Source organism: Flavobacterium chilense (assembly GCF_001602525.1).
Lineage (GTDB): Bacteria > Bacteroidota > Bacteroidia > Flavobacteriales > Flavobacteriaceae > Flavobacterium > Flavobacterium chilense.
In genome coordinates this window covers 526,063-538,753 of sequence record NZ_LSYT01000001.1, presented here as the reverse complement: position 1 = coordinate 538,753, position 12,691 = coordinate 526,063, and the positions used below count along the sequence as shown (strand labels likewise).

General features: G+C 32.3%; 10 protein-coding genes. 8 read left to right on the top strand and 2 right to left on the bottom strand.

Going from position 1 to position 12,691, the window contains the following annotated elements:
• The first annotated feature begins 95 nt into the window (after positions 1–95).
• Entirely contained in the window at positions 96–992 is an 897-nt protein-coding gene (locus A4F88_RS02215; protein WP_068841436.1) for a LysR family transcriptional regulator, read from the top strand.
• Between the two features lie 73 nt (positions 993–1,065).
• A complete protein-coding gene (locus A4F88_RS02210; RefSeq protein WP_068840899.1) occupies positions 1,066–2,031 on the top strand; it encodes a YeiH family protein in 966 nt (321 codons plus the stop codon).
• A gap of 12 nt (positions 2,032–2,043) precedes the next feature.
• Here the strand turns inward: A4F88_RS02210 and A4F88_RS02205 are convergent, their stop codons facing one another.
• Positions 2,044–2,994, bottom strand: a complete 951-nt coding sequence (locus A4F88_RS02205) for a hypothetical protein (protein ID WP_068840898.1) — start codon at positions 2,992–2,994, stop codon at positions 2,044–2,046.
• A gap of 177 nt (positions 2,995–3,171) precedes the next feature.
• Between A4F88_RS02205 and A4F88_RS02200 the strand changes: the two genes are divergently transcribed.
• A complete protein-coding gene (locus A4F88_RS02200) occupies positions 3,172–4,170 on the top strand; it encodes a zinc dependent phospholipase C family protein (protein WP_068840897.1) in 999 nt (332 codons plus the stop codon).
• A 232-nt stretch (positions 4,171–4,402) separates the two neighbouring features.
• On the opposite strand, the gene A4F88_RS02195 is transcribed toward A4F88_RS02200, so the two are convergent.
• Entirely contained in the window at positions 4,403–6,493 is a 2,091-nt protein-coding gene (locus A4F88_RS02195; protein WP_068840896.1) for an LTA synthase family protein, read from the bottom strand.
• 197 nt (positions 6,494–6,690) lie between these two features.
• Here A4F88_RS02195 and A4F88_RS02190 point away from each other — a divergent pair, with 197 nt between their 5' ends.
• The 5 genes from A4F88_RS02190 (at position 6,691) to hisC (ending at position 12,464) form a co-directional block, all read left to right on the top strand.
• A complete protein-coding gene (locus A4F88_RS02190; protein WP_068840895.1) occupies positions 6,691–7,356 on the top strand; it encodes a response regulator transcription factor in 666 nt (221 codons plus the stop codon).
• A complete protein-coding gene (locus A4F88_RS02185; protein ID WP_068840894.1) occupies positions 7,357–8,757 on the top strand; it encodes a sensor histidine kinase in 1,401 nt (466 codons plus the stop codon).
• A gap of 308 nt (positions 8,758–9,065) precedes the next feature.
• Positions 9,066–9,923 (top strand): ATP phosphoribosyltransferase, encoded by an 858-nt coding sequence (hisG, locus tag A4F88_RS02180; RefSeq protein WP_068840893.1) that lies wholly within the window; start codon positions 9,066–9,068, stop codon positions 9,921–9,923.
• Positions 9,924–10,026: 103 nt separating this feature from the next.
• On the top strand, positions 10,027–11,310 hold the full coding sequence (gene hisD / locus A4F88_RS02175) for a histidinol dehydrogenase (RefSeq protein ID WP_068840892.1): 1,284 nt from the start codon (positions 10,027–10,029) through the stop codon (positions 11,308–11,310).
• Between the two features lie 107 nt (positions 11,311–11,417).
• The gene (hisC, locus tag A4F88_RS02170; protein WP_068840891.1) at positions 11,418–12,464 is read left to right on the top strand and encodes a histidinol-phosphate transaminase; all 1,047 of its coding nucleotides are present in this window, start codon (positions 11,418–11,420) and stop codon (positions 12,462–12,464) included.
• The last annotated feature ends 227 nt before the right edge of the window (positions 12,465–12,691 follow it).

Below are 12,691 nucleotides of genomic sequence, written 5' to 3'. Positions count from 1 at the left end.
TTGCAGAGATTCATAGGGGCAAAGGTTCAGAGTTTTTGATTAATCTGAAACCTGAAACTTTAAACTTGAAACTTGAAACAAAAAAAACTATAATTATGGATTTTAGGCTAAAAGTATTTCACACCGTTGCACTTCGTCTTAATTTTACAAAAGCAGCAACAGAATTATATATTTCCCAGCCAGCAGTTTCAAAACACATTCAGGAACTTGAAGAAACTTATAAAACTAAACTTTTTGAGCGAAACGGTTCTAAAATAGCCTTAACACCAGCGGGTGAGATTTTACTTAAACACACTAAAAGTATCTTCGAAATCTATCGCGAAATCGACTTTGATATGAGTTCGTTTATTAACGAACGTAAGGGTTTGTTGAGACTAGGAGCAAGCACTACAATTGCTCAGTATCTTATTTCTCCGGTTTTGGCACGTTTTCACCAAAAACAAAAAGATATAAAAGTTAATTTGCTCAATGGAAATACAGAACAAATTGAGAATGCTTTAATTAATAAAGAAATAGAAATTGGAATAGTCGAAGGACAATCCAGAAACCAATCAATAAAATACATTCCGTTTCTAAAAGACGAATTAGTTTTGGTTTGTAATACTAAAAATCCTTTTGCAAAACAAAATGAAATTTCATTAGAAGATTTAAAATCAATGAAATTTATTACCCGCGAACGTGGCTCAGGAACACTTGAAGTTATAGAATATGCTTTAAAACAACTCGATCTTAAAATAACCGATTTACAAATCGAAATGCAGTTAGGATCCACAGAAAGTATAAAATCTTATTTGTTAAACTCAGATTGTTTAGCTTTTATGTCAATACATGCAGTAAGTAAAGAGCTTAAAAATAATGAATTAATGGTTTTGGATGTTGCCAATTTAGCTATAGACAGATATTTTTATGTCATCACTTTATTAGGTAAATCAGATTCATTATCAGAGCTGTTTATTCAAAATCTTTCGTCTTATTATAACTTAGAGTTATAGTCGATTGTTTTTTACGATTAGTGATTATGGTATAAACGACAGACCTTTGTAACGAAATATCAAATTCATTATTTTGAAAACAAAACAACACCCAACGACACATTTATTAGAAGTTAATCTCTATATTCAACAAGCAATTTTTGCTTTAATAATTGCATTATGTTTATTTTCGATCATTTCTCCTCCAATTGCTTTATTGTTAGGAGTGATTATGGTCAATGTATTTGGAAATCCATTTGTAGAATTCAATAACAAAGCCATTACATATTTGCTGCAATTTTCAGTTGTAGGTTTAGGTTTCGGAATGAATGCCACAAGCGCACTTTCAGCTGGAAAAGAAGGTTTTGTGTTAACAATACTATCTATCTTCAGTACCTTGCTATTAGGAACATTTTTAGGCAAATGGCTTAAAACTGATAAAAAAACATCTCACTTAATTTCATGCGGAACCGCAATTTGTGGCGGAAGTGCTATTGCAGCAATCTCTCCGGTAATTAAATCAAACGAAAATCAAACCTCAATTGCGTTAGGTGTAATTTTTATTCTAAATTCAATAGCCTTATTTGTTTTTCCATTTATCGGTCATCAGCTTGATTTATCTCAAAAAGATTTTGGTTTATGGTGTGCCATAGCCATTCATGATACAAGCTCAGTTGTAGGAGCGGCCAACAAATATGGAGCCGAGGCTTTGCAAATCGCTACAACTGTAAAACTAGCCAGAGCCTTATGGATAATTCCAATTTCTCTTTTAACCGCTGTAATATTCAAAAATAAAAACTCAAAAATTAAGGTTCCTTATTTCATTGGCTTGTTTATTCTGGCCATGCTTTTAAATACTTATGTTCCAGCAACAACTGTTATTGCGCCTTATGTTGTTACTATTGCCAAAATTGGTTTAACCATAACCTTGTTTTTGATTGGAGCCACTTTAAATATAAATACCTTAAAATCAGTAGGAGTAAAGCCTTTGCTTCAGGGAGTTTTTCTGTGGATGTTTATTGCAGGTTTAGCTTTGGTATCGATATTATATTTTCACTAAAAGAAAACAGATTTATTTTACATTAGAGAACTTAACAATTGGCTTTTCAATCATTTTATATAGTTTGCCTTTAAATGAGAAACGTTTTTCAATTTCAAAATTAAACTGTTTTTTAGATTTAGCCATTGCAGCAATTTCTTCTGGTAAATTTACTTCAAATTCATCTTTAGCTTGCGCAGCCTTATTAAACGAACCATTTGTTTTAATAACAATATCCCTAAAATGCTTTTTAGTATTGTCATTCACCACCGTATAAGAACTGGACCATTTTACACTTTCAACATTTGTAAGCTGATAATCGTAGACTTCCATAATAGGTTGGTATTTACCATCAAATCCGGCAACAAGATAAAGAATGCCTTCAAAAGGACCACCAGCACCGCCATTTACATGTAAAAAAGTAAAAGCATATTGATCTTCACCAATTTCAACAAGTTTAGCATTTGGAGCCTGGGCAAATGCACCAAATGCAGCAACACCAGGCTGAAAAGATCTCATTTGCCACACTTTATCATTTTTGGCAAACTTGGCAACACCTACAAGACCACCAGAAAATCTGCTGGTTTGTAGCCCGTCTTCATCATATTCAGAGTGATTAAAAAGCAATAATTTAAACTGATTTCCTTTAGAGTCCGTATAATCAAGATTAGAAAGCAATCTTGTCGCAACACCTCTGCTGTAAGGAAATAGCTGATCACCTTCAACACCATTAACATCAACATAAGAAGTAGTTTTGCAATTTTTACAATTCCAGCTAATAAAAGTATTACGATCCGAAAGATGGTATAATTTGCCCGGAAATAATTTTTGCATTGTTTTTACCGGATCCAGCGGATCAGGCATTTGCAATGTTCTTTTGGTATTTAAAATAGTATCATTAACATTTTTTAATTGCACAATATCTTGTGCTGTAGCGATAGAAGAGTATATTAAGAAAAGAATAGTCAGGCGAATCAGGCGCATAATTTAAATTTTAAAAGTAAAAAGTAAGACGAATTTACAAAGAAACTTTTAATATGAACTAATGTCAAAAAAAAGGTTTGAAAACCAAATAAAATTAAATTAGCAGAATATTAATTAGTATTCTTTCGAATTATATTTAAATAAGGTAAATTTGACCCCTCTAATAAAAAAACAAAAATGAAAAACTTTAAAATGAAACCAAGACTAATTGCATTATTCGCATTAGCAATTGGTTTTTTGACATTATCCTGGGGAATTGTGGGTCACGAACGTATTAACAAAGCTGCAGTTATGGCTCTGCCACATCCACTTCAGATTTTCTTTTACAACCATATCGATTTTATTACACAAGAAGCTTCTGTACCGGATATTCGTAAATATGCCTTGAATTACAAAGATGAAAATCCAAGACATTATTTTGATATGGAAAATTTTGGGTCTGTTGATACTTTGCCAAAAACCATGGAAGAAGCAAAGAAAAAATACAACGCTAAGTTCCTTAATGATAACGGAATTTTACCTTGGTATATCGAAGACATGATGGTAAAGTTAACTAAAGCTTTTAAAGATAAAAACAGAGCAGAAATTTTATTCCTTGCTGCAGATTTAGGTCATTATATAGGTGATGCTCACATGCCATTACATACTTCTGCAAATCATGACGGACAATTGAGCGACCAAAAAGGAATTCATTCACTTTGGGAAAGCAGACTTCCTGAATTGTTTGCTAAAAATTACAAATTAAATGTTCCACAGGCACAGTATTATGATGATGTTCATAAAGCAGTCTGGGATATGATCAATGATACCCATAGTTTAGCTAAACCATTATTAGATATTGATAAAAAGCTAAGAACGGCAACTCCGGAAAATCAGGTTTTTAAAATGGATGCTGACGGAAAAGTATTGAAAAGCAAATACAACACACCGGTTTTCTCTGATGAATATGCTAAAAAACTACACGAACAATTAAACGGAATGGTTGAAACTCAAATGAGAAAAGCTATTACAGCAACCGCAAGTTTTTGGTATACAGCATGGGTAAATGCAGGGAAACCAGATTTAAGTGACTTAGATGCACCAGCAGTTACACAAAGAAACAATCAGGCCTTAAAAGATGATTTAAAATTGTTTCAACAAGGAAATCTATTTGGAATGAAAAACCAAAACGACTAAAAAAATAGTCTTATTTCATAAATTAAAAGCCCCAAATTCGAATGAGTTTGGGGCTTTTAATTTATTATTAAATTAATCAGAAGCGTTAGTAGCTATTTCCTGCTGTCCGCTAGTATCTTTTATTTTTTAAAGAAAAAAATAAAAGGATATCGCTTCCATCAGGGCTAAGACATTTGTTTTCAAAAGAAACATACGTTTTATATACACTCACAAATCAAAAGGGAGCAATAAACTACCTCTGATACTTTTTATGTTTCAGCATATCCGAGGCTGTTTGATAAAAAGAAATAGTTTCCTTAATTAAATCAGTTCTATCTGCTTTCATCGGAATCTCATTAAAATCAATTTGATATTCAGGAGCAATTCCGAGTTTTGTATTTATTTGTAAATCAAATTGTTTTACCTGTTGTTTTGGTGATAAAACCGTCAAAACATTATCCTTAATCAAGCCTAAATCCTGATATGTAGCAATAAATGCTCTGGGTTTATAATCCGGTTTTAAAACATCCTGACCATAAAACTTACTTTCGTAGCTAAAATTCAATAATCCAAAAAGAGTCGGCATAAGGTCAATTTGCGACATTAACTGATTGTGTTTTTCTGGTTTTGCATCAGGAATATAGATAAAGGCAGGAATTCTGTATTTGTCCAACGGAAGTTCAGTTTTTCCGGCACTTGATGCACAATGATCTGCAACAATAACAAAAACAGTATTTTTGAACCATTCTTGTTTGCTTGCCATTTCAAAGAATTTTTTCAATGAATAATCCGTGTATTTTACACCACCATCACGAGATTTAATATCACCCGGAATATCAATTTTATTATTCGGATACGTAAATGGTCTGTGGTTACTCACCGTCATAATATGATTAAAAAACGGCTTATTCTCTTTCGCTTCAGCGTTCATCACCTTGATTGCCTTATTGTACATGTCTTCATCGCAAACACCCCAAACATTTGAAAAAGTTATTTCTTCAGGAGTAAAGCTTGATTTGTCTACAATCTCATAACCGTTTCCGGAATAAAAATCCTGCATATTATCAAAAAAAGCGTCACCACCATACATATATTTAACGCTGTATCCTTTTTGTTTAAAGATAGAACCGGTAGAAAACTTATTTTTATTGTCCTCTCTTTTTACAACACTTTCGCCTGCAGTTGGAGGCAAACATAAAGTTACCGCCTCAAGTCCGCGTACTGTACGATTACCTGCAGCATACAAATTAGTAAACTGCATACTTTTTTGCGCAAGGCTGTCTAAAAAAGGAGTAATATTATCCTTATTTCCATACATTTTCATAAACTCAGCACTATAACTTTCGATTGTAATCAAAACCACATTTTTATGATTTTCAACAGAATCACTAGTTATCGTTCGCATTGTAGTTTGTCCTGAAATACCAGAAATCTGCTGTTTTAAAAGAGCAAAAGCTTCCTGATCCGGAAGCGTTTTGTAGAATTTAAAATAATCCAGTTTGTTGTTCTGAAAAGCCAGATAAAACTTATAGATGCCGTTAGCCTGTAATTCATTAACAAAAACATTTTTAGAGTTTTCCGTTTTGGCTAAAGTTGGAATTGCAAACAATGAGATCAAAAACAAAACAATATAAACCCCGGAAATTTTTAATTTTTCAGTCAAAGACGGAATATTGTCAATATAATTTCTGGATCTTTTTAGAATAAAATAAGTGAAAATTCCGGTTATCAGAAATAAGGCGGAAAATATTGGAATTACCGGATAAGACTGCATAATATTTCCAATTACCTCATTCGTGTAAATAAGATAATTTACAGCAATGAAATTATATTTTACACCAAACTCATTCCAAAAGAAATACTCACTCAATCCGTTTTGAAGAATAAGTAAAACATATAAGAAAATTACAAAAGCAAATAACCAATATCTGATTTTATCCCTTAGTTTTGGAAGAAAAAGCAAAAGAGCAAAAAGAGCTGTTTTGATGCCCAGAAAAATTAAAACAATTTCAGGCAACGCACCTCCATATTCATGAACAATGCTTTTTCCGGAAGCAACATAAATGAATAAGGCAGTGAAAATACCCAGAATAATATAGCCGGAAGGTTTGTTGTATTTAGAATTAGAAATAAAAATTAAATAGAGCCATAAAAAAATACTGGCAACCACAAAAACAAAAAAATCAGAAACAAGTCCTAAAGTGAAGATTTTCAGGCTTTCAAAAAAAGTAAAGGAACTTTGAGTTATAGGATGAAAGAATAAAACAATTCGTAGTACAAAACTTACAATAAAATAAAAGAGTGCAAGATTGTAAAATGGGGACAGTTTTTTGTAAAAATTCATGGGGTTGTTTTTCATACAAAATTAATCTCTAAAAATTAGTTCTTGATTAAGTAACACTTTAAGGTTTCTTAACTTTATATTAATATTTGCTTAAGATAGTAATTTTTATTCTATTGATAGTGTTTTAAGAGTTTCTGAAGCAAAATTTTTATCTTTGAGGATAGAAAAAATCAAATTTTAATCTTAATTAAACAATAATGCACATTTTAATAGTCGAAGATGAAATAGGTATCGTCCAGTTTTTGCAGCAGGGTCTGCAGGAAGAAGGTTACCAGATTACCACTGCAAATGACGGTTCTAAAGGTTTTGAATTGATTCAGGAGCAGCACTTTGATTTGATTCTACTCGACTGGATGATCCCAAAAATTAATGGTCTGGATTTATGTAAAGCCATTAGAATCAAAGATCAGACAACTCCAATTATCTTTTTAACAGCAAAAGATACTGTTCAGGAAACCATAGAAGGCTTAAAAGCCGGAGCCAACGATTATATCAAAAAGCCTTTTAGTTTTGAAGAATTGGTAGAACGTGTTAAAATTCATTTTAGAAATCAAAAAAAATCTGAAATCTTAACTTTAGGAACAATTAAAATCGATTTATCGAAACATATTGTACTCAAAAATGAAGAAGAAGTATCGCTTACACAACGAGAATTTGAATTATTAACCTATCTAATTCAGAACAAAGGAAAAGTTTGTACCCGAAATCAGATTTTAAAAGACGTTTGGGAAATCAATTTTGAATACGATACCGGAGTAATTGATGTTTTTATAAATGCCATTCGAAAAAAACTCAATTTAAAAATTGAAGAAGATTATATTAAAACAATTCGCGGTATTGGATATATCGCTAACGATTTATAAATGTTGCAATTATCCTTTAAAAACAGAATTGCCTTAAATTATATTATCACCACAGGATTGCTGATTCTGGTGGTTTTTTTTGTAATTTATTCTATTGTAAAACACACAGTTTACAGTCATATTGATGAAAATATTCATGTAGAAATACAAAATCATCTCGACGAAGTAAAACAGGTTGGAGATAAAATCATCCTGATTGATGAAGAAGAATGGAATGAGCGCGAACACAATACGGTAGATGTAAATCCTGTTTTTGTAGAGTTTTTAGATGTCAATAAAAAAATCATCGAAAAAGCACCAAACCTAAAAACAGAATCGCTCCGTTTTAATGATTCAGTTGAAGACTTTGAATTATTTGATACCAAAATGGGAGATCATGCCATCAGGCAAATTCAGGTTCCGTTACATCTTAAAGGCAAAAAAATAGGATATGTTATAGTCGCGATGTCATTGGCAGACTCAAAAATGGTACTCAACAATTTGTTTGATATAATGAGTTTGTCTTTTTTAGGAATTTTATTATTGCTGTTTTTTGTAGCCCGCTTTTTTGCCGGACGTAGCATAAAACCCATCAATGCCATAATAAATACATCGAAAATAATTACAAAAGACAATTTAAAAACACGTATTCCGCTGCCCAGAACGCGGGACGAATTGTATACACTTTCTAAAACCATAAACAATCTTTTAAATCGGATAGAAGATGCCATCGAACGAGAAAAACAGTTTACATCTGATGCTTCACACGAATTAAGAACGCCATTAACGGTTATTAAAGGAACGCTAGAAGTTTTGATTCGTAAACCCCGTGATAATAAGGAATATGAAGATAAAATACATTATTGTATTAATGAAGTAGATCATTTAAATACTTTGGTAGATCAGCTCCTATTAATGGCGAGATTTGAAAATCAGAAAAAGAACATCAATTCAGAATCGGTTTACTTAAACTCTTTAATTCTGGATGTTTTAAGATTGAATTCGGAGAAAATAAACAATCAAAAAATCAAAGTAAAATTTAATACCCAGGCGGATTATTATATCAAATCAGATAACTTTTTAGTCATTACAATTATAAGAAATATTGTCTCGAATGCAATTAAATATACTAACGAAGGCGGACAAGTTATAATTTCACTTTCAAAACAAAACGAAAAAACAATTTGTAAAATCTCAGATAACGGAATCGGAATTGCAAAACAAGATCTCGAAGCAATAGTCATTCCTTTCTTTAGATCAAATTCAACCGAACATCCCGAAATTAAAGGTACAGGATTAGGATTATCTATTGTAAAACGTATTACGGAACTGCTCAATATTGAATTTAAAATTGACAGTGAAATAGGAGTGGGAACAACAGTTACACTGACTTTTGATGAAAATATGAAATCGTTAGAATAAACCCGAAAAGGCTAATAAAAATGAGCCTGATTATTTTTTTTAACAATAAACTATAGTTAAGTTAAATTAAAAATTGCTTTTTTATCAAATTAACTAGTATATTTGCAACCGAATCAAAGAATTATAAAACAAACCAAACAATGATTTCAACTCAATTACATCATCATCATTTTCATTATTGCTCTCAGGCGATGTGTTAATGGTATGCGTGTAAATCATCATATTTTAAAACCCGTTTGAGTACATCAAACGGGTTTTTTTATACCAATTCTTTGTACTCAAACTATTAATCCAAAAAAAACTAAAAAATGAGTACGTTAAAAATTGCAATTCAAAAATCAGGTCGTTTAAACGAAGACAGCATTCAAATTCTAAAAGATTGTGGCATTTCGATCAACAATGGAAACGATCAGTTAAAAGCCGAAGCCTCTAATTTTCCTTTAGAAGTTTTATACCTTCGAAACTCGGATATTCCACAGTATTTAATTGACGGAGTAGTAGATCTTGCCATTGTGGGCGATAATTTACTGGTAGAAAAAGGAAGAAACATTGAAGTGATTCAAAAATTAGGATTCTCAAAATGCAAAGTTTCAGTAGCAGTTCCTAAAACATTCGAATACAACTCTATTCAGGATTTATCAGGATTGCGAGTAGCAACCTCTTATCCTAATACCGTTAACGAATATTTTAAATCATTTGGATTAACAGTTGATATTCACCAAATTTCAGGTTCTGTAGAAATTGCCCCAAATATTGGTCTTGCAGATGCCATTGTAGACATCGTTTCAAGTGGAAGTACTTTATTCAAAAACAACCTTCGAGAAGTAGAAGTAATCCTTAAAAGTGAAGCTGTTTTGGCTGTTTCTCCTAAGGTTTCACCGGAAATACAAAAACATATTGATACTTTAAAGTTCAGGATTCAGTCAGTTTTGAGAGCACGAAATTCAAAATATATTTTGATGAATGTGCCAAACGATAAAATAGAGGAAATTGGAAAAATCTTACCCGTTTTACGCAGCTTAACCGTTTTACCATTAGCTCAGGAAGGCTGGAGTAGTGTTCACTCTGTAATTGATAAAGATACCTTCTGGGATGTAATCGATAAATTAAAAGAAGCAGGGGCAGAAGGAATTTTAGTTTGTCCAATCGAGAAAATGGTTCTTTAGGGCTTCGCCCGCTTTAGGCTTCAAGCATTACGCTTTAAGCCTAAAAATGAAAAAGTTAAAAAAGCTTAAAGCCTATAGCTTATAGCATAAAGCATTAAAAGAAATGAATAAAATAGACAATCCAAAACCAGATACCTGGTCAGAAATATTAAAAAGACCAACCAAAACAATCGATGATATCGAAGTTACGGTAAAAGAAATATTCAAAGAAGTACAGAAAAAAGGAGATGAAGCAGTTGCCAAATACACTTCGATATTTGACGGAATCTCTTTAGAGAATTACGAAGTTTCGGATAAAGAAATTCAGGAAGCTATTAATTCTATTTCAGCAGAATTAAAAGAAGCCATTCAGTTAGCAAAAGAAAATATCTATAAATTTCATAATGCCCAAAAAACAGATAGAATTTCAGTCGAAACGATTGAAGGTGTAAATTGCTGGCAGGAAAAAAGACCCATTCAAAAAATTGGGTTGTATATTCCGGGCGGAACAGCTCCTTTGTTTTCAACCGTTTTAATGCTTGCAGTTCCTGCTGAAATTGCTGGTTGTAAAGAAATTGTGTTATGCTCTCCACCGGATAAAACCGGAAAAATTAATGCTGCAATTTTATATGCTGCTAATTTATGCGGAGTGACTAAAATTTTGAAAGTTGGCGGAATCCAGGCAATTGCAGGGATGACATTTGGAACGAAATCAATCCCAAAAGTTTACAAAATCTTTGGGCCCGGAAATCAGTTCGTAACCGTAGCAAAACAATTGGCAACACAATATGGCGTTGCGATTGATATGCCTGCAGGACCTTCAGAATTGTTGGTAGTCGCTGATGATACAGCAGTTCCGGCTTTTGTAGCATCTGATTTATTGTCTCAGGCAGAACACGGAACAGATAGTCAGGTAATTTTGGTTTCGACTTCAAAAAAACTGATTAATGAAGTAGAAATAGAAATTCAGTCTCAACTAGAAGTTCTTCCCAGAAAAGCGATCGCTCAAAAAGCAATCGAAAATTCAAAATTAATCTATGTAGAAAACGATCAGGTAGCATTAGAATTAATTAATGAATATGGTCCGGAGCACTTTATTATTTGCTCTGAATATGATGATTTCTATTGTAACGGAATTGTAAATGCAGGTTCGGTTTTTATTGGAAATTATACTCCTGAAAGTGCTGGAGATTATGCTTCGGGAACCAATCATACATTGCCAACTAACGGATATGCCAAGAATTACAGTGGTGTAAACCTGGATAGTTTTATGAAATCCATGACGTTTCAGAAAATATCTGAAAAAGGAATTCAAAACATTGGTAAAGCAATTGAAGTTATGGCTGAAGCCGAAGGTTTACAAGCGCATAAAAACGCAGTTACTTTGAGATTGAAGAGTTTAGAATAAAGAAAATAGAATATAGAAGCAAGAAGTAAGATGAAAGAGTTAGTGGATTAGATTTTAGTCTATTTTCTTGCATCTTGACTCTTTGCTCTCCTCATAAAATAAAAAAAATGAAATTCGATATAAATACAATAACACGTGAAAACGTAAAATCTTTAAAACCATATTCGTCAGCAAGAGATGAATTTGAAGATTTTGATACTGCCGAAATGATTTTTTTGGATGCCAATGAAAATCCGTTTCAAAATGGCGTAAATCGTTATCCGGATCCGCAACAAAATTCGGTTAAAGCAATTTTGGCTAAAAATAATAACGTAAAATCAAATCAGATTTTATTAGGAAACGGAAGTGATGAAGTTTTGGATTTGCTTTTCAGAGCTTTCTGTGAACCTAAAACAGATAACATTATTTCACTGCCGCCAACTTATGGAATGTACAGTGTTCTGGCGAATATCAATGCAGTTGAAAATAGGGAAGTATTGCTTTCTAGTGATTTTCAGCCAGATGTAGAGAAAATTTTAGATGCTGTTGATGACAATACAAAAATCATCTTTTTATGCTCGCCTAATAATCCAACAGGAAATTCTTTTTCGGATGAAAGTGTGGTGAAATTACTTCAAAACTTTAAAGGTTTGGTTGTAATTGATGAAGCTTATATTGATTTTTCGGATAAGGAAAGCTGGTTAACAGAAATCGACGAATATCCAAATTTGGTCATTACACAAACTTTGTCAAAAGCGTATGGTTTGGCGGGAATTCGTTTAGGAATTTGTTATGCTTCTGAAGCAGTGATTTCGATTTTAAATAAAATAAAACCTCCTTACAATGTAAATGAATTAACTCAGCAAAGAGCGATAAGCAGGTTGAATGATTCAGATAGAATAAAACAAGAAATTATTTCTATTATTGAGCAAAGAGAGGAGTTACTTAAAGTGTTACTTGATATTGATTTTGTTGAAAAAGTATATCCTACAGAAGCTAATTTTGTTCTTGTAAAAGTTGATGATGCCAATAAAAGATATGATGAATTAATTGCAAAAGGAATTGTAATTCGTAACAGAACCACGCAGCCATTATGCGAAAATTGTCTTCGTTTTACAATTGGTATTCCGGAAGAAAATGCAGTTTTAATTAAAGAATTGAAGCTATTGAAATGATATAAGCTACAGATTATTACAATGATTAAAATGATTTTTTCACGCAGATTTGGCAGATTAAAGCAGATTTCGTTTTGATTTTTAAATCTAAAAATAATTAGTGTAATTCGTAGCAGACCAAAAAATATGTCGAAAAACGTTTTGCGTGAGGGATAGAGGCGGCATCCTTTTGTGAAGAGAAACGAACAAAAGATACAGCTGAAAGCCCGACCCGGAGGGACACGCCC

Bases quoted from the DNA above. Each gene is read 5' to 3' on its own strand.
- hisD (WP_068840892.1), top strand. From the start codon at position 10,027: ATGAATAAAATAGACAATCCAAAACCAGATACCTGGTCAGAAATATTA.
- A4F88_RS02195 (WP_068840896.1), bottom strand. From the start codon at position 6,493: ATGAATTTTTACAAAAAACTGTCCCCATTTTACAATCTTGCACTCTTT.
- hisC (WP_068840891.1), top strand. From the start codon at position 11,418: ATGAAATTCGATATAAATACAATAACACGTGAAAACGTAAAATCTTTA.
- A4F88_RS02190 (WP_068840895.1), top strand. From the start codon at position 6,691: ATGCACATTTTAATAGTCGAAGATGAAATAGGTATCGTCCAGTTTTTG.
- A4F88_RS02215 (WP_068841436.1), top strand. From the start codon at position 96: ATGGATTTTAGGCTAAAAGTATTTCACACCGTTGCACTTCGTCTTAAT.
- A4F88_RS02185 (WP_068840894.1), top strand. From the start codon at position 7,357: ATGTTGCAATTATCCTTTAAAAACAGAATTGCCTTAAATTATATTATC.
- hisG (WP_068840893.1), top strand. From the start codon at position 9,066: ATGAGTACGTTAAAAATTGCAATTCAAAAATCAGGTCGTTTAAACGAA.
- A4F88_RS02205 (WP_068840898.1), bottom strand. From the start codon at position 2,994: ATGCGCCTGATTCGCCTGACTATTCTTTTCTTAATATACTCTTCTATC.
- A4F88_RS02200 (WP_068840897.1), top strand. From the start codon at position 3,172: ATGAAAAACTTTAAAATGAAACCAAGACTAATTGCATTATTCGCATTA.